Here is a 25,385-nt window from a genome sequence, read left to right on the forward strand (position 1 = left end):
GGCTGGTTTTCGTAGGGCTGTAAAAGAACAAAAGCCCCTTCTTAAAAAGAAAGACAGTTTTTGTGATACAAAAATAAGATTCCTTAGTGAGATTGGTTACGAGAAGAAATAGGTTTTGTTCATCGTGTAAAGATTCTTCAAAATTTCGTCGTTAAATAAAGGTATTTTACATGTGAATGGCGAATGGATACAATACGAAGGTTTCTACAGAAAAAGAGAGGAAACCTCAAAAACACCATAGACTTAGCTTTTTAGAATATAAATGTATCCTTTTGGGACGAGGGTAGTTTATAACAAAGCTGGATCCCTTAGGCTACATTTGTAGCAGCTGGGTAATCCATAAGCTTTCTAAAAAGGGAGAGGGCCATGATGGAAAGAAGTCTATCGATAGAGTTAGTTCGTGTAACAGAGGCTGCAGCCTTAGCATCATCAAGGTGGATGGGAAGAGGCGTAAAAGATGAAGCAGATGATGCAGCAACAACAGCTATGCGTACTGTATTAGATACGATTCCAATGCAAGGTACGGTAGTCATTGGTGAAGGAGAAATGGACGAAGCACCAATGCTTTACATAGGTGAAAAGCTTGGGACAGGTGATGGGCCAGGCGTGGATGTTGCTGTCGATCCACTGGAAGGTACAGAGATTGTTGCACAAGGTACATGGAATGCACTTGCTGTTATTGCCATTGCAGACAAAGGAACCCTACTTCATGCACCAGATATGTATATGGATAAAATCGCTGTCGGTCGTGAAGCAGTTGGTAAGATAGATATAAACGCACCCGTCATTGAAAATTTAAAAGCGGTTGCAAAGGCCAAAAACAAAGAGATAGAAGATGTGGTGGCAACCGTGTTGGACCGACCACGTCATGCTGAACTCATTAAAGAAATTCGCGAAGCAGGTGCGAGAATAAAGCTTATTCCTAATGGAGATGTCGCTGCAGCCATTAATACAGCCTTCGATGGTACTGGAGTAGATATCCTATTAGGGAGTGGTGGAGCACCAGAAGGGGTTTTAGCAGCAACTGCCTTAAAATGCTTAGGTGGCGAAATACAAGGAAAGCTTGTCCCATCGAATGCTGAGGAAATTGCTCGCTGTCAGAAAATGGGCATTCAAGACTTGAATAAAGTATTTTATATGAATGATTTCTGTAGTGGTGACGATGCTATCTTTGCTGCTACTGGTGTTACGGATGGCGAATTACTAAAAGGTGTTCAATTCAAAGGATCCAAAGTAACGACACAAACAGTCGTTATGCGAGCGAAAAGCGGTACCGTTCGCTTCATTGACGGTGAGCACAGCCTGAAGAAAAAACCAAATCTTGTGATCCAATAATAAAATAATTTTAATGAAAATGGCTGGGACATAACTAAAGTATTTAACCAAAAGACGAACGTTGGTACGATACTAGCGAAGGAAATAAACGGAGACTCCTTGAAAATACAAACCAATTTTCTGCGTGCGATGTTTCGCTGACGAAGCGTTCCTTGTCCTGCGGGATGAAAAGCCTAGGTGAGACTACGAAGAGCGATAGCTCGAAGTAGGCTCAGCAGCGCCCGCGGAAAGCGTAGTGTATTTCCGTAGCGGCCATGTTCGAATTTTACTATGATGAAACGCTTTTGTCTCAGCCTCTTTCTAGAAAGTGAAGTATTTTTATCGCAGGTTAAGGGGCAGTAATACTCCCATCTCATGAAATGGAGGAAAACCAATCCTTTTAGGTGAGGATAAACGAAAACTCCACGGATTAAAGATTCACTTTATCTAGGTGTCGGAAAATAGGCATTGTATTTTTAGCTGAATCAAAACTATGAATCTAATAATAAGCAGATGTGAAATAAGCATCATGAACATTTAACAAGATAATTTTAAAATAGTGTTGAATAATCCACTATAAAAGAGTAATATAGTACATGTTTAATGTGCGGGAATCTTGGCAAATATAGAGAGTATCTGAATTAACCGCTACCAAAGGCAATTTATAGGGAAACGCTTGCTAGCACTTGTTTTCTTAAGAGCAAACTTCTGTTAATGCTTCTAAAAAATCTACATTTCTTCAAAAGGATTACCTTCCATAAAGAAGTGGAACAATCATATTTAAAACAGAACTTATATTATATTATTTTATTTTATATTATTTTATTTGCTAGAAAATGGAAAGAATCGTGATTTGTAATAATGATTCAATTTTCTAAAAATCAGAAATATCTTAGGGTGAAGCGTTTTTAACCATATTTTTAATAATACTGAAACCCGAAGATGAAAAATGAATAGGCGTGGTGATTTTGAAGTGGCTACATTAACAATCTCTCAATTAGAGACGTTAACATTGAAAGAACTATATGCATTAGCAAAAGAATATCGAGTATCCTATTATGCAAAACTAACCAAGAAAGAACTTATTTTTGCGATTTTGAAGGCACAAGCGGAAAAAGATGGATATTTATTTATGGACGGAATTTTAGAAATTATTCCCTCAGAAGGCTTCGGTTTCTTAAGACCAATTAATTATTCTCCAAGTGCGGAAGATATTTATATTTCTGCTTCACAGATTCGTCGTTTCGATTTAAGAAATGGGGATAAGGTGTCTGGTAAGGTAAGGCCACCAAAGGAAAATGAACGTTACTATGGACTTCTACATGTTGATGCGGTGAATAGTGAAGACCCGGAAACGGCAAAAGAACGCGTGCATTTCCCTGCCTTAACAGCGTTATATCCAGATCGTTTCATGCAATTAGAAACAACTCCAAATAAAATGTCAACACGTATCATTGATTTAATGACTCCTGTTGGATTTGGTCAGCGTGGTTTGATTGTTGCCCCTCCGAAAGCCGGGAAAACAATGCTCCTTAAAGAAATTGCCAACAGCATTACAAAAAACCACCCACACGCAAAACTCATTATCCTTTTAGTCGATGAGCGTCCAGAGGAAGTTACAGATATTGAACGTTCTGTAAGTCCAGATGTGGATGTTGTTAGTTCCACCTTTGATGAAGTGCCTGAAAGTCATATCAAAGTTTCTGAGCTTGTCCTAGAACGTGCGATGCGTCTTGTTGAACATAAACGAGATGTTATCGTTTTGATGGATAGTATTACACGTCTAGCTCGTGCGTATAACCTTGTTATTCCACCAAGTGGACGAACGTTATCCGGTGGTATTGATCCAGCAGCATTCCACCGTCCCAAGCGATTCTTTGGTGCAGCAAGAAACATCGAAGAAGGTGGTAGCTTCACGATTTTAGCAACTGCATTGGTGGATACAGGGTCACGTATGGATGATGTCATATATGAGGAATTCAAAGGTACAGGAAACATGGAGCTTCATCTAGATCGAAATCTTGCAGAACGACGCATCTTCCCAGCAATTGATATTCCTAAATCTGGTACACGTAAAGAAGAACTACTTATGCCGAAAGAAAATCTGGAAACAATGTGGATGATTCGTAAAACGATGCAAGACTCTCATGACTTCGTTGATCGCTTCTTAAGAAAATTAAAATCATCCAAGACAAATGATGAATTTTATCAATCCATTGAAGATGAAATGAAGCGTAAAGGCATGAAACGCTAGGAGTTTATCGTAAATCTTTTTAAAAGAGCTACTTGCAAACATAAGATGATGCTGATATAATCTATCTATGTGAGTTTAGGTAAGGTTTATAACCTGTATACGGCTCTTAAAACAACTCTGTTTCCAAGGGATTCAGGGCAGAAGGAGTGGAAAAGCATGAAACAAGGAATTCATCCTGAGTACAGAAAAGTAGTATTTTTAGATACTAGCTCAGACTTCAAATTCTTAACTGGTTCAACTAAATCAAGTGATGAAACAATTGAGTGGGAAGATGGGAACACATACCCACTAATCAAAGTTGAAATCAGTTCAGATTCACACCCATTCTACACTGGTAAGCAAAAAGCTGATAAAGTGGGCGGACGTGTGGATCGATTCAAGAAGAAATATAATATGAAATAATAAGGACTGCCACCCATTCGTTTCTTAAAGCCGGGTGGCAGAACTTGCTTGATACATCGATTTTTTACGTTAGGAGCATATGAATTTTTATTCCTACGTATAAGAAAAATGAAATCATACCTATTAAAAGACAGGCAAAATGTCGCTATTTTGCCTGTTTTTACTTTTTATAGATGATGTTATAGAAGTTTAATTTCCAGAAATTGTTTTTCAAACGGTTTGAAAAGCGTGGTAAACTATTCATTGTGTACATAAAATGAAGCATCATTTTGTCATGCTTTTTTGCAATCTGATGGTTCATTCTACCATGTGCCATATGGTGGTTTATAAGAAGAAACCACGTTGCAAGTTGATGCGGAAAAAATGAAGGTAAGGAGTTTTCTACGATGCATGTTATGAAACAAACCGGATGGGTAGAAGTGATATGTGGAAGTATGTTTTCTGGAAAGTCGGAGGAATTAATTCGTCGTGTTCGGCGTGCCACATTTGGAAACTTAACGGTTCGTGTATTTAAGCCTGCCATCGATGATCGCTATGATGATACGGCAGTAGTGTCCCACAATGGTACATCTACGGTTGCTTTACCCATCCATCGTTCAGAGGAGATTTTAGAGCATATAGATGAAACGGTAGATATGATTGGAATAGATGAAGTTCAATTTTTCGATGAACATGTAGTAGAAATTGCGGAAGAGCTTGCAAATAAAGGCATCCGCGTCATTGCAGCTGGTTTAGATACAGACTTTCGTGGAGAACCATTCGGGCCGATGCCTGAGCTGATGTCCATCAGTGAAACAGTTACCAAACTCCATGCCATTTGTCCGTTATGCGGTTCACCTGCTAGTCGTACCCAGCGCCTCATAAACGGCAAGCCAGCATCATACGATGACCCCATCATCCTAGTTGGCGCATCCGAATCCTATGAACCAAGATGCCGCCACCATCATGAAGTTCCGAATAAACCTACCAATAACATATTTAAAAAAATACTTGATGAAGTGATGGAATCTTAATAACTATATCAAATGGGTGCTGTTTTTCTTCATCGAATAACAGCACCCATTTTTTATCATGGAAGCCCTGGATAGAGTGTTCAGTAATCATTCTCTTTGGGAATAATCCATATTTGATAAGATGAGTTGTAAGGGATAGAAATTAAGTCAGGACAAATTGTCAAGGTGTTCATGAATCCAAATGGCAACCTGTAAAGATAAAGCTCCTTCAAATTTCCTTGGGTCAATCCCAGTTTGTTCGGTAATCTTATTGAGGCGGTATATTAAAGTATTGCGATGAACATATAACTCGTTTGCTGCTTTTTGTATATGAAGATTATGGTTAAAAAAAGATTCTAATGTTTTTAAATTTGCTTCATCAAGGTTGTGAAGCACACGCCTTGCAAACCTTTGTGAGATTTGATGATTCATTCGATAAACTAATGCTTTTGCCTCTATTTGTGCGAAGGATATCACTTCATTTTTAGTATCGGTTACATTCAAGGCAAGGTCACAATCTAGATAAGATTCTCTAAAGTTTTCCAGATTTTCAAAAGGTAAGCTATAAGCCATGCGGAAATGTATATTTAAGCTTTTTAGAACGTTGTATATTGTCTTTATCTTTTTATCTGTTTCCTTTACATTTGTTAATATAACACTCAATCGATTAACATGGATAACTCCAAGTAGACCATTTTTATGTCCTATTGCATTTTCCAAGTGTTCTAATAACCTTTGATTGGAAGTAGAAGTAGAGCGCTCTTCTATTTGTATGATCGTTGTTACGAATATCGGAACGAATTGACAGTCCAATTTTCTTTTAAGCTGGTCTATATCATCATAAGATGGCTCTTTTTTTAACAATTGTTCAAGTAGCATATCTTTTGTTGTTTGTTTCCATTCATGCTGTGATGTCGCATATTCTTGAGTAATCATTAGTTCGGTCATCATCTTAACAAGTTCACCAATTTCACTAATTTCCCTTGGATCCCCAGTGACTCCGATGACGCCAATTGTCTCACCGTGGAAAACAATTGGAAGATTCACTCCAGACTTTACCCCTTCTAACTTATCTTCAACTTCATAATGAATAAATAGGGGTTCACCACTTTGAATTACTTTTAATGCTCCTTGATGAATGTGGTTCAATCTAGACGGGTCACATGTGGCAATGATCTTTCCGTTTCGATTCATAATGTTGACATTTCGGTTTACTCGGAGGGAGGCCTCTTTAACAACGATTTCTGCAATTTTTCTTGTTAACATATTTTTTCACCCTTCGCAATTGGCAAAATAAACAAAATTGAATAAAATATCTCCCGTTATTTTGTATGTTATAACTATAGATTATTTCCGTCAAGATTCCTATAATGAATTTAATGAAAGCGTTTACTAGGGGTGAATGATATGAAGATTGTGATAGCACCTGATTCTTTTAAAGGTAGCCTCAGTGCAATAGAAGCAGCTAATGCTATTAATCGAGGTGTGAAAAAGGCATACCCTGAAGCAGAAACTGCATTGGTTCCCGTTGCTGATGGTGGCGAAGGGACGATGAGGACATTAATTGCTGCTACAGATGGCGAAATAAAGAAAGCAAATGTACTTGGACCTTTAGGGGAAAAGGTGGAAGCAGAATATGGGGTGTTAGGTGATCGGAAAACCTGTGTTATTGAAATGGCTACTGCCTCCGGGATTGACCTAGTTCCTACAGAGAAGTTGTCACCATTACGAACAACGACATATGGAACAGGACAACTTATCATGCACGCATTAGATAGTGGGTATACCTCTTTTATTCTTGCAATAGGGGGTTCCGCAACGAACGATGGAGGAGCTGGTATGCTCCAAGCCCTAGGATTAGGTGTATTTGATAAGAACGGAGTTGAAATTGGCTTTGGTGGTGGAGAATTAAGTAAAGTCCACTCCATTGATATAAATGGATTTGATATGCGCATCAAAAGTTGTACCTTTTTAATCGCATCAGATGTAGAAAATCCATTAGTCGGACCAAATGGAGCCTCACATGTATTTGGCCCACAAAAAGGCGCTAACCTTAGTGAAGTAAAATTACTTGATGCGAACCTTACTCATTGGGCAGAAAAAGTTGAAGAAATAACAGGTGTTTCCTTACATAACATACCTGGTGCTGGTGCTGCTGGTGGAATAGGAGGAGCGTTTCTAGCGTTTTTTTCGGCGGAAATGAAGCCAGGTATTGAAGTAGTTTTGGAATATTGTAATTTAGAAAGGGCCCTACGTAATGCAGACCTCGTCATTACTGGGGAGGGAAAGGTTGATTATCAAACTGCATCTGGTAAGACCCCATTAGGAGTTGCAAAGGCAGCGATGAAACAGAATATACCAACGATTATAGTCGCAGGTGCAGTAGGGGAGGGCACCGAAGTTCTCCATGATTACGGGATTGTTAGTATAAATAGCATTGTTAAAGAACCGATGTCTTTAGACGATTCGATGACTTATGCTCGAGAATTACTTGCATATTGTTCAGAACAAGTGCTTCGTACCTATTTTTATCAAACAATAAGGGGGAGAACATCTCAATGCGAATAAAGGATTCAATCGAAAAAGTACCTGGTGGATTAATGGTAGTACCGCTTCTTTTGGGAGCGACATTAAATACGATAGATCAGGCACATATACCAGCGGTTATAAATGTACTAAAATGGCTTGGTGCACCACAAACGGAAGAAGGATATTATGAATTTTTACGAATAGGTGGGTTCTCTCAAGAGTTATTTAAGGATAGTGCACTTGTTCTTATTGCACTTTTCTTATTCTGTGTTGGAAGTCAGATGAACTTGAAGATGGGACAAAAGGCCTTGAAAAAGGGAGCTGTTGTATCAACAACTAAATATTTGTCTGGATTAGCAGTAGGTATGCTTTTTGGCTATTTCTCTGATCCGATGAATGGAATATTAGGATTGTCAACGTTAGCTATTATTGCTGGGATGACAAATAGTAATAGTGGGATGTATGCGGCATTAACTGGACAATATGGAAACCGCTCAGATGTAGGGGGACTATCTATACTTGCCATAAATGATGGGCCTTTCTTAACATTAGTAGGTTTGGGGATCCTAGGAACGACTTTTCCGATGGTTTCATTTATATCTGTATTACTTCCAATTGGAATTGGAATGGTCTTAGGTAACCTAGATCCAAAAATTCGTGAATTTTTAGCGCCTGGTGAATCAATAACTATACCATTTTTTGCATTTTCTCTTGGAGCTGGAATGAATTTAGCCAATTTCTTTAATCCGGAAGTGCTTGTAGGAGGATTAACTCTAGCAGCTCTTACCTTCTTTATAACTGGTGGAATGGGGATCCTTGCTTTTAAATTAGTTGGAGAAAGAAGTTATATTGCTCCAATTTCAGAAGCATCGACTGCAGGAAATGCTGCAGCAACACCAGCGGCAGTAGCAGCTGCTGCATCAGTTGCAGTTAGTACTGGGGCAATGTCTATGGCAGAGTATGAAGCGATTCAAGCAATTGTTCCGATTGCTACAGCGCAAATTTCTATCTCTACCATAACAACAGCACTTCTTTGTCCTGCGGCTGTTATTGTATTTGATAGATATCATAGAAGGAAGGGCATGGATCCAACGAGAGAAGATCTAGGGTTAAAAACGGAGAAAAAGAAAACAGCATAAAAATATCGGCAACGCTTACAATTATCTGTAATGGTTGTAAGCGTTATACTATAATAGGGTTATAGAATGATAACAAGGCGGGATGTACAGTGAAAACGGAATTATTGTATGGAAGAGAAGGACTTGAGATAGATATACCAGATCATTCACTAGTGATTGAACCGGAAAATTTAAAGAAGTTAGATGACGAAAGAAATGCAATACAATATGCACTGAGTAATCCAATAGGGACAGATTCTTTAAAGGAATCTGTTAAATCAACAGATACTGTTTCAATCGTTATAAGTGATATAACTAGACCAACACCAAATCATATTTTAGTACCTTTGTTAATAGAAGAATTGAGTCATGTCCCTTTAGAAAATTTCGTGATTATTAATGGAACTGGTACACATCGAGAACAAACCCGAGGAGAGTTTATCCAAATGCTAGGAGAATGGGTAGTTGACCATATCCGCATTATAAATAATGATTGTCATAATAAAGACACATTGGTAAAAGTAGGGGAAAGTAAATACGGCTGTGATGTTTGTCTGAATAAAGATTATGTTGAATCTGATTTTAAAATAGTTACGGGTTTTATTGAACCACATTTCTTTGCTGGTTTTTCAGGAGGACCTAAAGGGATAATGCCGGGGATTGCTGGAATCGAGACGATTATGACATTCCATAATGCTAGAATGATAGGTGACCCATTATCTACTTGGGGAAATATGGAGAATAATCCGGTTCAGGATATGACTCGTGAAATAAATGGGATGTGTAAACCTGATTTTATGTTAAATGTGACGTTAAATAGGGATAAAGAGATTACGAATGTATTTGCAGGTGAACTCTATGAATCCCATGATATAGGGTGTAAATTTGCAAAAGAACATGCCATGTATCGTTGCGAAGAGAGATTTGATGTTGTAATCACATCTAATTCCGGTTATCCACTTGATCAAAACCTATATCAAGCTGTAAAAGGGATGAGTGCAGCACATAAAATCGTTAAAAAAGGCGGAGCAATTATAGTGGCCTCTGAATGTTCGGACGGATTGCCAGACCATGGAAACTATGCAAAAATCTTTGAAATGGCTAATACTCCACAAGAATTATTAGATATGATCAATGACCCAAGCTTTAAAAAGTTTGATCAGTGGCAAGTGCAAAAACAAGCAGTTATTCAAACTTGGGCAGATGTCTATGTTTATTCGAAGTTAACGGATGAGCAAGTTAAAAGTACAATGCTAAATCCAACACAGGATATAGAGGGCACGTTAGAACAGCTAAAGAAACAATATGGAGAAGATATGTCGATTGCTGTTTTACCACAAGGACCGTTAACAATTCCTTATGTGGAAAATAACTGAAACAAAATAGATACAAGAGGTGAATAGAAATGAACGATCGTATCATGCAAAAGAATCATAAGTTAGGTAAGATTTTAAAGGATATGGGAAGAGTTCTTGTAGCGTTTTCTGGAGGAGTAGATAGTGCTGTTGTATTAAAAAGGGCAAAAGAAGAATTGGGAACTGATAATGTATTAGCGGTTGTCGTTGCATCAGAGTTGTTTCGCCAAACAGAGTTTGAAGCTGCTGTTCAGTTAGCGGATAATCTAGGTGTTCGTGTTCATACGACAGAAATAAAAGAATTAGAAGATAGAAATATTGTAGCCAATCATCCAGATAGCTGGTATTACAGTAAAAAAATGCTTTACACTCATTTAAATGAACTAGCAAAAGAATTAAATTATAACTATGTATTAGATGGAATGATCATGGATGATGAGGAAGACTTTCGTCCAGGACTGAGAGCACGAACGGAAGAAGGCGTGCGTTCCGTATTGCAGGAGGCAGATTTATATAAAACAGAAGTCCGTGAAATAGCACAAAAAGCAGGTTTACCAGTATGGGGTAAACTTCCATCATGTAGTTTGGCATCTCGCTTTCCATATGGAACAAAATTAGATAAAAAGAAAGTGAATCAAGTGGATCAAGCAGAGCTTTATTTAAAAGAACTTGGATTTTCTGAAGTACGTGTACGTTATCATGAAAATGTTGCACGCATTGAAGTAGCTGAACATAAAATGGTTGATTTATTGACCAATCGTGAAATGATACAGCAAAAATTAGTATCACTTGGATTTGATTATGTATCTGTCGATTTACGAGGTTACCGAACTGGAAGTATGAATGAAATATTAGAAGAATCGGTTAAAGAAAATATCGCAGCAAATGCTTAAGAGATAGAGGGCTAGGTGCTCTCTTTTTTGTTTAGAAAAAGAAGGATTTTGTCACTTTTTGTGGAATGTTTTAAGAATAAAGAAAGGGAGTGGAATTATTGTGATTGTCAAACAGCGTGATAAACTACATGAAATCATGAAGTTAGAAGCATTAGATAAAAGGCTAATCCATCAACATCCTGAGAAAGAAAAGGTAAGAAGCGAATGGAAAATAAAGCAAACCGAACTTAGTGGTGAAAAGGAAGTGGATTATCCATTGGGTTTTCTGGATGATAAGAAATATTTTATTCTGCATAACGTGCGATTAGCTGATTCCAATGGATATTTTCAAATCGATACATTCGTTTTATCCGATCGGTTCCTCTTAATTATTGATGCCAAAAATTGGCGGGGCAGAGTCTCATTTGGACAAAATGGACAAGTAACGCGCTATAGTCCGGATGGGAAAGTAGAAGGATTTAAAAACCCGGTATCTCAAGTAAAAACACAGGCATTTCGTCTACAACGTTGGCTCCTTAGTAAGAATATCCCTGAAGTTCCAATCGCCTACCTTGTTGATTTTAGCTTCCCTAAGACCATTATTGAACCCGCCTCTCCAGATATAAAAATCCCAGCCGAAGTTATCCATAATAGTGATTTGTTATTTAGAATTCAAGAATTGGAAAAAAAATATACGAAAAGGGTTATGACAATGAGTCAATTACATAAAGTTGGAGAATTGTTAAAGTCTGCTCATGTATTACCCAGAGATATATTATCTAATTATCATTATAGTTCTAGCGATATCATTAAAGGTGTTTACTGTCCCGAATGTGGCTTAGTACCTATGGAGAAAGGGAAAAGGAAATGGTTCTGTAGCAAATGTCGATGTTATTCAGAAATGGCTTTTATTTCAGCATTGAATGATTATATGCTTTTATTTGGTGATAGAATAACCAATAAACAGGCTCGGGAATTTTTAAAACTACCATCCAGACATGTGGTGAATAGGTTGATGCATAAAGGGGGATATTTACAAATTGGAAGAAACAAAGGTAGTGTTTATCAAATTATTTTAAAATAATAGTTTTATTAAAGGCTGTATATTGAGAACCGCGCATATGCGGAGAGAATCGCGCATAAGAGGAGGGAATCGCGCATATGCGGAGGGAATCGCGCATACCCGGATCAAATCTATGATGGACATTATTAATGTTAGTTTTTCACAATACTTCATATCAGCAATCCCTCCAAATTACTTTTGACCCCACCCTATACTGTATAATATAATAAGACTGGTAATCAGAAAGAGGTGTACGTGATGATTGATCGTTTACAAACATTGGAGGATCGATATAATAAGCTGAACGAGTTATTAAGTGATCCGGAAATCGTTAATGATACGAAGAAGTTACGTGATTATTCAAAGGAACAAGCAGGCTTGGAGGATGTGGTTCAAGCTTACCGTGAATATAAAGATATTGACCAGCAGTTAAAGGATGCGAAGGAAATGCTGGAGGATGACTTGGATGATGAGATGTATGAGATGGCAAAAACGGAAATCCAAGAGTTATCCCAAGCGAAGGAAGAGTTAGAAGAGAAAATGAAAATCTTGCTTCTTCCTAAGGATCCGAATGATGATAAGAACGTGTTTATGGAAATCCGTGGTGCCGCGGGTGGAGATGAGGCGGCATTATTTGCTGGAGATCTTTTCCGAATGTATTCTCGCTATGCGGAAAACCAAGGCTGGAAAACTGAAGTAATGGAAGCTAACACAACAGGTGTTGGTGGGTATAAAGAGATTATTTTCATGATTAATGGAAATGGTGCATACTCTAAATTAAAATACGAAAATGGGGCACATCGTGTGCAGCGTGTTCCAGAAACGGAGTCTGGCGGCCGTATCCATACTTCTACAGCAACGGTTGCGGTATTGCCGGAAGCGGAAGAAGTCGAGGTAGAGGTGCATGATAAGGACATTCGTGTCGATACGTTTGCATCCAGTGGTCCTGGTGGGCAAAGTGTTAATACCACGATGTCAGCCGTTCGACTGACCCACGTCCCAACTGGAATTGTTGTATCCATCCAGGATGAAAAATCACAAATTAAAAACAAAGAAAAAGCCATGAAGGTTCTTCGTGCGCGTATTTATGATAAGTACCAGCAAGAAGCACAAGCAGAATACGATGAGAACCGTAAATCTGCGGTTGGTACAGGGGACCGTTCGGAGCGTATTCGTACCTATAACTTCCCGCAAAGTCGTGTGACCGATCACCGAATTGGTCTAACCCTTCAAAAGCTGGATCAAATTTTACAAGGGAAGTTAGATGAATTCATTGATGCCTTGCAATTGGAAGAACAAGCGAAAAAGCTGGAGCAAATTGGTGAATAGTATGAGTGAAAAATTATTTGAAGTCCTAAAACGGGCTTCTCTTTTTTTAGAAAAACAGAACAGGGAACCAAGGGTGGCTGAAATTCTGCTACAGCATCATTTAAAAATTAATCGAAGTCAATTTTTCATGATGATGCAAGAACCGATAAATCCCAATGTTATCAAAAGGTTTGAACAAGATCTAGAACGGCATGCCAAAACAGGGGTGCCTGTCCAGCATCTAACGGGCTCTGAGGAATTTTATGGGCGAACGTTTCACGTGAATGAGCATGTTCTTATTCCGAGACCAGAAACCGAGGAGCTTGTCTTGCATGTTACTAATCTGGTTCAGGAGTATTTTCCCAATCAGCCCATAACGATTGCGGATATCGGAACGGGGAGCGGAATTATCGCCACAACCCTTGCCCTAGAACTGTCGCAAGCAAATGTCTTTGCATCCGATATTTCCGAAAAGGCGCTCCAGGTAGCGCGTAAAAATGCGAGCAATCTTCATGCTGAGGTTAGCTTTTTACAAGGAGATTTCCTTCAGCCCTTTATAGATGAGGGGAAGGAAATGGATATACTAGTTTCCAATCCACCTTATATTGCTAAATCGGAAGAAGAGCTTCTTTCCGATACGGTGAAAAATTTTGACCCAGAGCTAGCTCTATTTGCGGATGAGGAAGGATTGGCAGCTTATCGAAGAATCATTCAACAAGCAAAGAGGATCAGTCCATTGCAGGCGTTGGTTTTTGAAATTGGTCATACCCAAAGTGACGCCATCCACCAGCTTATAAAAGCAGCCTTTCCCACTAGCATGGTAAAAACAATCAAAGATATCAATGGAAAAGACCGCATCGTATCAGCGGTTCTAAAATCAAATTAAAGCCCTCTATTTGGGGGCTTTTTCTATTAAATAAAAGTTATTTTTAAAATAAAAGTTTCTTTTGATCATTCATTCGAACTACATAATAAAAAATAATAGATTACTAGTTTAAAAATCTTCTCCCCTGTCCATAATGATATTAAATCAAGGGGAAGAGGAGACATGAGTGATGAAGAAACTATTATTTATTGGATTTATATTTTTTATTTTATATTTTACATTACCAATGAAAGGTGCTAGTCAAGATGGAGGGATTGATCAGGAATATCAGGTTATTCCGGATGATGCGATTCGTTTAAGAATTCTAGCAAACAGTGATAGTGAAAAAGATCAAGCATTAAAACGTCTCGTTCGTGACCGTGTTAGTGAAGAGGTTTCCGGTTGGGTAGAATATATGACAGACATTGATGAGGCGAGAAGTTTAATAGAGAAGCGAATTCCAATCATTGATGAGATGGTTCAAGAAGTGATAGAAGAAGAAGGATTTTCATATGATTACACCGTGGAATACGGAGAAAATATCGAATTTCCAACCAAGCTTTATGATTCTTATGTTTACCCTGCTGGTGAATATGAAGCGATTTTAATTACAATTGGTGAAGGCAAGGGAGATAACTGGTGGTGTGTATTATTCCCGCCATTGTGCTTTTTAGATTTCTCCAATGGAACAACGGTATCTGCTGCAGATTCGAGTGAAGCGGAAGAAATGGAAAATGAAGAAGAGAAAGAGAAAGAAACGGAAGTAAAATTTTTCTTATTTGAGTGGCTTGGTCTGTCATAGTTCCTCTATTTCGTGCATAGGATGGTAGAAATCTTAAAACTTTGATTCTATCAAAATGACTAGAAGAGGTGAGGGGCATGAATATTATTCCAGCTAAAAAAGCAACAGAGGAGCAACTGGAAGCATTCTTTTCAAAAAACGAGAATTTAGATGGGAAAGGATTGCTTGAACAGGGTTACGTAGTGATCATAAATGACAAGATTGAGGGTTGTTTCATTTTACAGGAAGTAGAAGAAGAAGAGGGTGTGTACTGGCTGAAGCAGCTTTATATTACAAGGACAGAAGCAACCAAGCTACCTGTTTTAATAGAATCGGTCTTAACCATTGCCAAATCTAAAGAGGCTAAAAGTGTTTATGTGCATAGCCATCAGCCTGTTGTGGATATTTTACTGGAAGCGCTCCAGTTTCATCCACAGAAGGAAACGAATTTTGTGGATAAACACCCTATCGAGAAGGGGAATTGGTGGTCTTATCAGGTTTCCTAAGGCTAGTAGTCAAAAAATAATGGGATGGTTTTAGTGTGAAAATGGTTACATATTCACACTATCCACAACTTATTGTGCATAACTTGTTGGGGAACTGTGAGTAAAGTCTCTTGTTTGTGTATAAATGAATAGAAGTTGCTGATATAGAAAGAATAACCCTGTGGATAAGTATCTGCAGGGTTTTTTGATATATAATTGGTAATTTAAATGAATTATTCCACCGTTACCGCGGTTCCATAAGCAATGACTTCTGCGGCACCTCCCATTACAGAGGAAGTCTGATAACGCATCCCAACAATCGCATTGGCATGGAGTTTTTCAGCTTCCTTTGTCATACGTTCTAGTGCGATATTGCGCGCCTGTTCCATCATATCTGAGTACCCTTTAATTTCTCCTCCAATCAATGTTTTTAATCCAGCACCAATATCACGTCCAACGTTTTTGGATTGAACGGTACTACCTTGGACTAAACCTTTCACATCTATTATTTGTTTCCCAGGGATTTCATTTATTGTAGTAACTAGCATCATGTTTTTCTCCTTCCTATTTAAGGATTATGAAAACTCCTATATATAGTATCGTAATTATAGTGAAATATATCATACCTTTATTCTTTTTTGAAACCTGCAAACAGTCTCCCTTCTAGCTTGATACACAACGTTTTTGTATAGCTTCATTAAAAGTAGATGTTAGTGGAAATTTGAGAGAGATAGTTTTGACGCCCTCCCATTCTATAGTCCTATAAATACGATAACATAAACCACCTTTTATGAACCTTGTTGGTTATCCAATAATCTAAGGAATCGCCCTATTTTACGTGGGAAAGCAAATCAATGAATTGTTGGAAACATATTCAGCGTTTCAAAAATGCAGGCATCTATAGAGAGATTTTGCGAAACGCTTGTATATCCTCTAAAATATAGCTTAGAAAAGAGGGAATAATCATGATAGATACGAAACGATGGAATATAGAAAATAGAGAAGTGGATAACTATAGTCAAGCGTTGGAAGAGGCAGCCTCCCTTTTAAAAGGTGGAGAGACGGTCGCCTTTCCCACTGAAACCGTATATGGCTTGGGAGCAGATGCGACCAATCATCAAGCGGTCACTAAAATCTTTGAGGCGAAAGGAAGACCACAGGATAATCCATTAATCGCCCATGTTGCAACAAAGGAACAACTAAGACAGCTTGTAGATCATATTCCTTCCTATGTAGAGCGCTTGATGGATGTCTTTTCACCAGGTCCTATTACGTACATATTAGAAAGCAATGGGACATGTGCTGATAATGTCACGGCTGGCTTATCCACAGTCGGTGTCCGAATTCCAGATCATCCGGTGGCAAGGGATTTATTGCTAGCCTGTGATGTACCTGTAGCGGCCCCAAGTGCAAACCTATCTGGGAAACCTAGTCCAACGACAGCAAATCATGTTTGGGATGATTTGAACGGAAAAATTGCTGGGGTTGTTGATGGTGGTGCAACAGGAGTTGGCGTGGAATCCACCGTACTTGATTGTACACAGGATATCCCCATTATCCTCCGGCCGGGTGGTGTGACGAAGGACCAGTTAGAAGAATATGTGGATACCGTCATGGTGGATCCTGCATTGGCAAATCAGCATGCCAAGCCGAAAGCGCCTGGAATGAAATATCGTCACTATTCTCCAGAGGTGCCACTATGGCTTGTGGATGGATCCGCTGAAACGATTCAAACCTTAATAGATGATGAACGGAAGAAAGGAAATAAAATCGGCTTATTGGCTAGTAATAAATGGCTGGAACATCTCTCGGCAGATGAGGAAATTTCGCTTGGTGATACCATCTATGATGTTGCTACACATTTATATGATGGGCTACGGACTTTTAAAGAAGGGAATATCGACTTAATTATATGTGAGGCTTTTCCAGAAGATGGCATCGGACAAGCGGTCATGAACCGATTGAAAAAGGCCTCAAGTGATTATTTGAAATTATAGATTTGTGGAAAGCTGATAACGTGGGATGAGCGCTGATAAACTGGTGTGAGTGCTGATAAATTGTTGTGAACGCCGATAAATTGGTGGGAACGCCGATAAACCGTTGTGAAAGCCGATAAATCGATGTGAAGGCTGATAAATATGAGGGAACGCCGATAAACCGAAAAGAAGCTGGCACTCCATATAAATAATTAGAAAACCTAATACCGAATGACTGCGCATTTTATGCACGTGATAAAAGGAAAGCAAACTGTCAGCATATCCCCGCTTGGACATGCATATATTTTATAAGCATGTCCAAGGGGGTAGCACGATGGCAGGGTATTATATTGGTGAAATTACTTCCATATTATTTATGGCAGTTGCCTTAGGAATGGATGCATTTTCTGTCAGTCTTGGTTTAGGGATGCAAAAATTAAGATTAAAACGAATTGCAATCATTGGTTTAGCAATTGGTTTATTCCATATTATGATGCCGTTTATTGGAATCTTCCTTGGAAAAATCATTTCAAGTGGAATTGGCGAGTTTGCAAGCCTCGCTGCAGCGGTTCTTTTACTTGGAATTGGCATCCAAATGATAGTAAATGCTTTTGTGCAAGAATCCAGGCAGATTATTGAGCCGGTTGGAATGGGGTTGCTTCTACTCTCCTTTACCGTGAGCTTGGATAGCTTTTCAGTCGGACTGGGGCTTGGATTATCCGGTGCAAAAACAGCGTTGGTTATTATGATATTTGGTGCTGTGAGTATGGGGTTAACTTGGCTAGGATTATTATTCGGTAGAAAGGTTCACGGTTTTCTGGGAGCGTATAGTGAAATATTAGGTGGAAGCATTTTATGTGGGTTTGGAATGTATATGTTTTTGGTGTGAAAAGGGATTTGTGGTAAGCAGATCCTTTTTATTTTTCAAGCAAATCACTCTCATAATATAGGGGTGTTTTCAAAAAGGATGTTAAACAAACTAATTTAGTGAATGCTGATTTCCGCTCTGTACTGTTGCGAACCTTAAAGCACTCCCCCTAGACTCCGTAGTGGAAACCCGTCACTAAGAAGAATTCATATACGTGCTTTTCCGCAGGACTAGGATAATTTCACACCAATATAATGAGCGGATTTGCGAATGCAAAAAGCAACTTAAAGGTCTGTCTAAATTCACTATGAGAGAGGGCTATTATAATGAGAAGAGAATTCTGACATGCTGGTTAAAATATGGTATATTTGAACAAAGGAAGAACTTGAAGGAACATAGGATAGATGTAGCTTCTTTTGCTTTGAAATAAGCTAACGTCTATTCACATTACCCTATTGTATGGAGGGTCATTCATGAAAATTTTATTTGTCTGTACGGGGAATACGTGTCGCAGTCCGATGGCAGAGGCTTTATTAAAGCATAAATTGCCAGATGTACAGGTGAAGTCTGCAGGGATTTTTGCCGGTTATAATCAACGAGCAAATGAAAATGCGATGAAAGTGTTAAAAGAGAAAAATATTGAGATGGATCATCAAACACAGCCAGTTACGGAACAGTTATTACATTGGGCAGATGCTGTACTCACGATGACATCTAAACATAAGCAATCATTGATAATGGATTTTCCTAATTTCGCACAGAAGTACTTTACCCTAAAGGAATATGTTTCTGATGCAGATAAACAGATTTGGGAACAATTAAAGAAGGAATATGCAGATTTAGAGGAAAAACGATTAAGAATAATGAATGAAAATAAAAATTTAGAAAGCTGTCAAGTCCAAGCACTATTGGAAGAAAAGTTAAGTAATCATATGGCGAAAATACGCAGCCTGGAGTCCGAGCTTATTAGCTATGATATTTCCGATCCATTTGGCGGTGATTTGCCTATTTACCAGAAAACATTAGAAGAACTGGACCAGCATATTGCAGCGTTAATTAAAAAGATAAAAGACTAGTGAGCTCGGTTTATCGGATTCCTGTCATAAATGAAATAGGAACCACTAGTTTGCTAGTTCCGGCTATATGTGAAAGGAACAAATTTTAATGGCCAAGCCTTATCAAAAGGGCTTGGCTTTTAACCAATCAAGAGGTGAATATCATGGAAGAATTTATGAAAAAGATTCAAGAAGATGTCAATCAGCTTGTGGAAGAATGGCTGGAAAGTGGTTATTTAGAGCAGGGAGATGTATTTGTCATTGGCTGTTCAACCAGTGAGGTGGCTGGAAAACATATCGGAACATCTGGAAGTGAGGAAATCGCACAAATTATTTTTGAAGGCATGGAGAAATTACAAGAGAAGACAGGTATTCAATTGGCCTATCAATGCTGTGAACATTTGAACCGAGCACTTGTTGTGGAAAAGGAAACGATGAAGGAAGAGAGGTTGGAAGAAGTTTCCGTCATCCCAGTTCCTAAAGCAGGTGGTTCTATGGCGTCCTACGCGTACAAGCATCTGAAAAATCCTGTCGTAGTGGAGCATGTTGTTGCTGAAGCGGGAATGGATATTGGTGAAACCATGATAGGCATGCACTTGAAGCATGTTGCCGTTCCACTTCGTTTCCAATATCGTTCCATCGGGGAGGCAAGAACTTCCGCAGCCTACACAAGACCGAAATTAATTGGTGGGGTAAGAGCTAATTATGAGAACACAAGGTTGGATGAAAGTTGTAAGTAAAATGAATAATGTGCGGATTTTAGTGAAATAAATAATGGAATTTATATAAATTAGTAAATTAACTATTTAAAAATCGAACAATACAAGATACAATAGAGTCGTGTCTAATTTTTCTAATAACGAGCTAATATTACATAGGGGGAGAATGAAATGGAACATGTAAAGCAGCAAGATCCGAAAATTTTTGAAGCCATTCAACTAGAAGCATCTCGTCAACAAGATAAAATTGAATTAATTGCATCGGAAAACTTTGTATCCAAAGCAGTAATGGAGGCAATGGGCTCTGTTTTGACGAATAAATATGCGGAAGGCTATCCTAGTAAACGATATTATGGTGGATGTGAGTATGTCGATATCGCCGAAAATTTAGCACGTGATCGCGCGAAAGAATTATTCGGTGCTGAACATGCTAACGTTCAGCCACACTCTGGTGCACAAGCAAATATGGCGGTGTACTTCTCTATTTTAGAAACAGGCGATACGATTCTTGGAATGAATTTGAATCATGGTGGTCACTTAACACATGGTAGTCCTGTGAACTTTAGTGGAAAACAATATAATTTTGTTGACTATGGTGTTGATAACGAATCAGAGGTATTAAATTATGATGTCGTTTTGGAAAAAGCCAAAGAGGTTCAACCAAAACTAATCGTGGCTGGTGCGAGTGCGTATTCTCGTCAAATCGATTTTGCGAAATTCCGTGAGATTGCTGATGAAGTTGGTGCATATCTAATGGTTGATATGGCACATATTGCTGGTCTTGTAGCTGCAGGTTTACATCCAAACCCTGTACCATATGCAGATTTTGTAACAACAACTACACATAAAACATTACGTGGCCCTCGTGGTGGAATGATTTTATGTAAGGAAAAATATGCGAAACAGGTGGATAAAGCCGTATTCCCTGGAATCCAAGGTGGACCATTAATGCATATTATTGCAGCAAAAGCAGTATGTTTCCAGGAAGCATTATCTGATGATTTCAAAACATACGTAAAAAACATTCTTGCTAATGCGAAGTCACTAGGTGAAGCCTTTGTTCAGGAAGGCCTACGCATTGTTTCTGGTGGAACGGATAACCACTTGTTACTAGTGGATGTAACCCCACTTGGTCTTACTGGGAAAGTGGCAGAACATGTCCTAGACGAAATCGGAATTACAACCAATAAAAATACGATTCCATTCGATACAAACAGTCCATTCGTAACGAGTGGTGTAAGAATTGGAACAGCGGCAGTAACGACCCGTGGATTTGGTGAAGATGAAATGAAAGAAATTGCATCCATCATTGCTACAACATTGAAAAATCACGAAGATGAAGCCGTACTAGAAGAATCTAGAAAACGTGTAAAAGCTTTAACTGAAAAATATCCTTTATATGCTTAATGGAAGATGGAGGACGCTCTCTTGGGAGGGCGTTCTTTTTGTTTGAATTGGTTGTTAATAGGGAAAGACCATAATAGAAGTGGGAAGCCCAATAGGGAGGAGGAAAAGTTCATCAATCGAAAAAACGCAAACCCCACAGGAATACCATTTTATCGACAAGATTCTACAAATTCTTCAAACTAGACTTGAATCCCCATCTTTTTTTCAGTACAATTTTAGAGATATAAATTTTAAGGAGTGAACGGAAAATGGGTAATGTATTTGTATTGGATCATCCGTTAATTCAACATAAATTAACGTACATAAGAGATAAAAATACAGGCACAAAGGAATTTAGGGAACTAGTTGATGAAGTTGCAATGTTAATGGCTTTTGAAATAACACGTGATCTACCAGTCCAGGATGTAGATGTGGAAACCCCTGTAACAACAGCGAAAGCGAAGGTATTGGCTGGGAAGAAAATTGGCTTGGTGCCCATTTTACGAGCTGGTCTTGGTATGGTAGATGGGGTACGTAAGCTGATTCCAGCAGCGAAAGTTGGGCATGTTGGATTGTACCGTGATCCGGAAACATTACAACCTGTTGAATATTATGTGAAATTGCCTTCTGATATTCATGAACGTGAACTTATTGTAATTGATCCGATGCTAGCTACAGGCGGATCAGCAAATGATGCCATTCATTCATTGAAAAAGCGCGGTGCAAAGCATGTTCGACTTATGTGCTTAATTGCTGCCCCTGAAGGCGTAGAGTTAGTTAAAAAAGAACATCCAGATGTAGATATCTATCTAGGTGCAATGGATGAAAAATTGGATGACCATGGATATATTATCCCTGGATTAGGGGATGCTGGGGACAGACTTTTCGGTACAAAATAATTGCTGCCCCATTTATATATTAGGAAAAAGGACTGCTATTTACGGATGGCAGTTCTTTTTTTGATTGATTGCAGGTTAAGGCGTAGCAATACTTTATGAGGATGAAGTCGATATACCGCGCATATATCGTTTGAACCGAGCAAATATGAAGGGGGATTCGCGTATAAGTAGAGAATCGTATCTATATCAGTGCGTCTTAGAGGGAGAACTCTACACCTATCGTCACAGAAAGCCGCTTCTTACAATATAAATAAAGATATAGAAACTTTTTATGAGGGGGCATTTACATGAATTTACAAGAAGCCGTTGAGAAAATGATTAATGAAGGTGGAATTGGTGTAGCGTCTCACTATGATTATGAAGACATTAAAAAGGATAAGAAAACCGTTGAAAAGCCAAGGTCATAAATGGCACACCCTTTTCAGAAATTGAATGTTACATGCATATTTTTTCCAAAACCTTCAAAGGATAAATGGTAAAAAGGGGTTTTCCATGTTATGCGACCATACCTATTGATCATAACGATATTATTTTCCTTGATCCTTCCAATCTCTGTACATGCGGCAGAGAAAGAGATGGAATCGATTATCATTGAGGTTGAGGGAGACCCTGAGGAACATAAAGAATATTTAGAAGCCTACCATCCTTTGATCGAGGTTGTTGCCACGTATGAGCTACTATTTAATGGGATTGCTTTACAAGGCGACCCGGACCAGTTGAAGAAGATGGAGTCACTCGATTTTATTAAAGCGATTCATACGGTGCAAACGTATAAGGCTTTTCCAATGGAAAAATCGGATGAGCAGCCTGCACCGATTACAGATCCTCATGAAGCGAAAGAGGAGGCGGATCTTGTTCTACCGTCTGAGCTGAATACCACGGAATACACTGGGGAAGGAGTAAAGGTCGGGGTCATCGATACGGGTATTGATTATGAGCATCCAGATCTGAAGGAAAACTATCAATCGGGATATGATTTAGTTGACCTGGACGAGGACCCGATGGAGACCAAGCCAGAACAGGGAATTCCCACCCTTCATGGATCCCATGTAGCGGGGATTATTGCAGCGAATGGGGAACTGAAAGGGGTAGCACCTGATGCGGATATTTATTCGTATCGCGCACTTGGCCCTGGTGGTGCAGGTTCATCGATACAGGTCATTGCTGCCATGGAGCAGGCAGTAGAGGATGGGGTTGATGTGCTGAATCTATCCTTAGGGAATACAGTAAATGGCCCGGATTATCCAACAAGTGTGGCTGTCAATCGTGCAGTTGATATGGGAATTCCTGTTGTCATTGCAAACGGAAATAGTGGCCCAAATAACTGGACGGTTGGAGCCCCTGCAACAGCGAATGATGCCTTTTCTGTTGGAGCATCGACCAATCCCCAGCAAATTCCTTACCTTTTGGAACGGATGGCGAACAAACCAATTGCGCTCTATCCAATGAGAGGGTCGGTACCATGGAAACTGGAAAGATCCTATCCAGTTATGGATGGTACGAGTGAAGAATCCTTGCATGGGAAAATTGCCATATTGGAGCGGGGGAAAATCCCATTTTACGAACTGGCCAAGCAAGCAGAGGAAAAAGGAGCTGTAGCGGTCCTGATAAAAAATAATGAGGAAGAGCTCATTCAAGGGTCGATTTCGACAGGAGAAGATCCCCTTCAAATTCCAGTGGCCCTCATTTCTAAGGAAGATGGAGAATGGCTATTAAACGAAAAGGAAGAACGCTCCTTTTATTTAGACACCGCCTACCAAGAGGTTGATACGACCATTGCTCCATTTAGTTCGAGGGGACCGGTTACCGTGAATTGGAATATTAAGCCGGATATTTTAGCGCCAGGAACGAATGTAATAAGTACGGTACCTGGGGGATATCAGGCGTTACAGGGGACAAGCATGGCGGCCCCACATATTGCGGGGGTTATCGCTTTAATAAAGGAAGCACATCCAGATTGGTCGGTGGAACAGATTTATGGCGCCATCGAAACGACAGCTAAACCTCTATTGGATGAAGACGGAAACCTGCTAGATCCCATTGTTCAAGGAATGGGTGTCGTACAGCCAGAAGCAGCGGTAAATGCTGATACCATTATCCATAATGCCCAGCTAGCATTTGGGAAAATAGAGACTTTTAATGAAAACCAAACGGTAGAAATCAAGATAGAGAATACGACCAACGAGGATAAACAATACACCTTTGATATTCCTAAGAAACAAAAAGGTGTTACATGGAATCTACCACAAACATTTACGGTGAAAGCACAGGAAACAAAAACAATTCCGATTGAGCTAAGTGTTACATCACCAGAGGTGGAAAAAGGCTTGCATCAAGGGTGGCTGAACCTTTCCACAGAAGAAGGGGAAACCTTCCAATTACCTTACCTGTTCATTAATCAGGCAGCTGACAATCCAAAAGCAATGGGCTTTAACTTTTCCTTAAAACCATTCTCCAAGGATTCTTATATGTATCAGGTATATGTAACCGAGCCAGTAAAACGACTGGAAGTAGACTTGTATAATCCACAAACATTACTATTTGACCGGACATTGATACGAAAGGAAAATCTCGAGATCGGAATGAACGAAGGGGAAATGAAAAAATCCGAAATCGGCAAACCTGGCCAATACGCAGCAATCATAACTGTTTATTTAGAAGATGGAACGTATGAAAGTTATGAAACCATGTTGTTTATTGAATAGATTATCCCTTTCTATTTAAAATAGCGGAAATACTATAGTCGAGGGACTCCCTCGGCTATCTTTGTGGAGGATGTTGTATGAAGGAAACGCCGATAACCCGGGTGGGTTGCTGATAATCGGGGAGGAGCGCTGATTTATGGGAGTGCTGATAAATTAGTGTGAGTGCCGATAAACCATGAGGAAAGCCGATAAACTAGTGGGAAAGCCGATAAACCGAGAGGAAAGCCGATAACCCATGAGGAGTGCCGATAAACTAGTGGGAAAGCCGATAAACCATGAGGAAAGCCGATAAAACGCGAGGAGTGCTGATAAACTAGTGTGAGTGCCGATAAACCATGAGGAAAGCCGATAAACCAAGAGGAGTGCCGATAAACTATGAGGAAAGCCGATAAAACGCGAGGAGTGCCGATAAACTATGAGGAGTGCTGATAAACCGAGA

At 39.2% G+C, this 25,385-nt stretch carries 22 protein-coding genes; 20 read left to right on the plus strand and 2 right to left on the minus strand.

The window, feature by feature from the left end; all coding sequences use genetic code 11:
* Window positions 1–369: 369 nt before the first annotated feature.
* From glpX to CAO17_RS18485, 4 genes are all read left to right on the plus strand, one after another.
* The gene (gene glpX / locus CAO17_RS18470) at window positions 370–1,335 is read left to right on the plus strand and encodes a class II fructose-bisphosphatase (protein ID WP_085994023.1); all 966 of its coding nucleotides are present in this window, start codon (window positions 370–372) and stop codon (window positions 1,333–1,335) included.
* Window positions 1,336–2,287: 952 nt separating this feature from the next.
* Complete coding sequence (gene rho, locus CAO17_RS18475) at window positions 2,288–3,568, plus strand: transcription termination factor Rho (protein ID WP_085994572.1); 1,281 nt, start codon at window positions 2,288–2,290, stop codon at window positions 3,566–3,568.
* A gap of 156 nt (window positions 3,569–3,724) precedes the next feature.
* The gene (locus CAO17_RS18480) at window positions 3,725–3,970 is read left to right on the plus strand and encodes a type B 50S ribosomal protein L31 (RefSeq protein WP_085994024.1); all 246 of its coding nucleotides are present in this window, start codon (window positions 3,725–3,727) and stop codon (window positions 3,968–3,970) included.
* Window positions 3,971–4,356: 386 nt separating this feature from the next.
* Entirely contained in the window at window positions 4,357–4,983 is a 627-nt protein-coding gene (locus CAO17_RS18485) for a thymidine kinase (protein ID WP_085994025.1), read from the plus strand.
* Between the two features lie 147 nt (window positions 4,984–5,130).
* On the opposite strand, the gene CAO17_RS18490 is transcribed toward CAO17_RS18485, so the two are convergent.
* Window positions 5,131–6,228 (minus strand): CdaR family transcriptional regulator, encoded by a 1,098-nt coding sequence (locus tag CAO17_RS18490; protein ID WP_085994026.1) that lies wholly within the window; start codon window positions 6,226–6,228, stop codon window positions 5,131–5,133.
* Window positions 6,229–6,369: 141 nt separating this feature from the next.
* Here CAO17_RS18490 and CAO17_RS18495 point away from each other — a divergent pair, with 141 nt between their 5' ends.
* The 9 genes from CAO17_RS18495 to CAO17_RS18535 all read left to right on the plus strand — a co-directional run bounded on the left by CAO17_RS18495 (window position 6,370) and on the right by CAO17_RS18535 (window position 15,359).
* Window positions 6,370–7,530: a glycerate kinase gene (locus tag CAO17_RS18495; RefSeq protein WP_085994027.1), complete on the plus strand. Its 1,161-nt coding sequence runs from the start codon at window positions 6,370–6,372 to the stop codon at window positions 7,528–7,530.
* On the plus strand, window positions 7,521–8,630 hold the full coding sequence (locus CAO17_RS18500; protein ID WP_085994028.1) for a 2-keto-3-deoxygluconate permease: 1,110 nt from the start codon (window positions 7,521–7,523) through the stop codon (window positions 8,628–8,630). Before CAO17_RS18495 ends, CAO17_RS18500 begins: the two co-directional genes overlap by 10 nt.
* A gap of 89 nt (window positions 8,631–8,719) precedes the next feature.
* On the plus strand, window positions 8,720–9,985 hold the full coding sequence (gene larA, locus CAO17_RS18505; RefSeq protein ID WP_085994029.1) for a nickel-dependent lactate racemase: 1,266 nt from the start codon (window positions 8,720–8,722) through the stop codon (window positions 9,983–9,985).
* A 29-nt stretch (window positions 9,986–10,014) separates the two neighbouring features.
* Entirely contained in the window at window positions 10,015–10,857 is an 843-nt protein-coding gene (larE, locus tag CAO17_RS18510; RefSeq protein WP_085994030.1) for an ATP-dependent sacrificial sulfur transferase LarE, read from the plus strand.
* Between the two features lie 100 nt (window positions 10,858–10,957).
* Complete coding sequence (locus CAO17_RS18515; RefSeq protein ID WP_143833780.1) at window positions 10,958–11,920, plus strand: nuclease-related domain-containing protein; 963 nt, start codon at window positions 10,958–10,960, stop codon at window positions 11,918–11,920.
* Window positions 11,921–12,157: 237 nt separating this feature from the next.
* On the plus strand, window positions 12,158–13,228 hold the full coding sequence (gene prfA / locus CAO17_RS18520) for a peptide chain release factor 1 (RefSeq protein WP_085994032.1): 1,071 nt from the start codon (window positions 12,158–12,160) through the stop codon (window positions 13,226–13,228).
* A gap of 1 nt (window position 13,229) precedes the next feature.
* The gene (gene prmC / locus CAO17_RS18525) at window positions 13,230–14,093 is read left to right on the plus strand and encodes a peptide chain release factor N(5)-glutamine methyltransferase (protein ID WP_085994033.1); all 864 of its coding nucleotides are present in this window, start codon (window positions 13,230–13,232) and stop codon (window positions 14,091–14,093) included.
* A 169-nt stretch (window positions 14,094–14,262) separates the two neighbouring features.
* Complete coding sequence (gene spoIIR, locus CAO17_RS18530) at window positions 14,263–14,874, plus strand: stage II sporulation protein R (protein ID WP_085994034.1); 612 nt, start codon at window positions 14,263–14,265, stop codon at window positions 14,872–14,874.
* A 77-nt stretch (window positions 14,875–14,951) separates the two neighbouring features.
* Window positions 14,952–15,359 (plus strand): hypothetical protein, encoded by a 408-nt coding sequence (locus tag CAO17_RS18535; protein ID WP_085994035.1) that lies wholly within the window; start codon window positions 14,952–14,954, stop codon window positions 15,357–15,359.
* Between the two features lie 212 nt (window positions 15,360–15,571).
* Here the strand turns inward: CAO17_RS18535 and CAO17_RS18540 are convergent, their stop codons facing one another.
* Complete coding sequence (locus CAO17_RS18540; protein ID WP_085994036.1) at window positions 15,572–15,886, minus strand: YbjQ family protein; 315 nt, start codon at window positions 15,884–15,886, stop codon at window positions 15,572–15,574.
* A 420-nt stretch (window positions 15,887–16,306) separates the two neighbouring features.
* Between CAO17_RS18540 and CAO17_RS18545 the strand changes: the two genes are divergently transcribed.
* From CAO17_RS18545 to CAO17_RS18575, 7 genes are all read left to right on the plus strand, one after another.
* Complete coding sequence (locus CAO17_RS18545; protein ID WP_483869933.1) at window positions 16,307–17,335, plus strand: L-threonylcarbamoyladenylate synthase; 1,029 nt, start codon at window positions 16,307–16,309, stop codon at window positions 17,333–17,335.
* A gap of 313 nt (window positions 17,336–17,648) precedes the next feature.
* The gene (locus CAO17_RS18550; RefSeq protein WP_085994038.1) at window positions 17,649–18,203 is read left to right on the plus strand and encodes a manganese efflux pump MntP; all 555 of its coding nucleotides are present in this window, start codon (window positions 17,649–17,651) and stop codon (window positions 18,201–18,203) included.
* Between the two features lie 452 nt (window positions 18,204–18,655).
* Window positions 18,656–19,258, plus strand: a complete 603-nt coding sequence (locus tag CAO17_RS18555; protein WP_085994039.1) for a low molecular weight protein arginine phosphatase — start codon at window positions 18,656–18,658, stop codon at window positions 19,256–19,258.
* Between the two features lie 155 nt (window positions 19,259–19,413).
* Window positions 19,414–19,977, plus strand: a complete 564-nt coding sequence (locus CAO17_RS18560; protein ID WP_085994574.1) for a TIGR01440 family protein — start codon at window positions 19,414–19,416, stop codon at window positions 19,975–19,977.
* Between the two features lie 150 nt (window positions 19,978–20,127).
* Window positions 20,128–21,363 (plus strand): serine hydroxymethyltransferase, encoded by a 1,236-nt coding sequence (locus CAO17_RS18565; protein ID WP_085994040.1) that lies wholly within the window; start codon window positions 20,128–20,130, stop codon window positions 21,361–21,363.
* Window positions 21,364–21,611: 248 nt separating this feature from the next.
* Window positions 21,612–22,241 (plus strand): uracil phosphoribosyltransferase, encoded by a 630-nt coding sequence (gene upp, locus CAO17_RS18570; RefSeq protein WP_085994041.1) that lies wholly within the window; start codon window positions 21,612–21,614, stop codon window positions 22,239–22,241.
* A 497-nt stretch (window positions 22,242–22,738) separates the two neighbouring features.
* The gene (locus tag CAO17_RS18575) at window positions 22,739–24,946 is read left to right on the plus strand and encodes a S8 family serine peptidase (protein WP_085994042.1); all 2,208 of its coding nucleotides are present in this window, start codon (window positions 22,739–22,741) and stop codon (window positions 24,944–24,946) included.
* Window positions 24,947–25,385: the final 439 nt, after the last annotated feature.

This window comes from Oceanobacillus senegalensis (assembly GCF_900176885.1).
In the GTDB taxonomy this organism is placed as follows: Bacteria; Bacillota; Bacilli; order Bacillales; family Amphibacillaceae; genus Oceanobacillus; species Oceanobacillus senegalensis.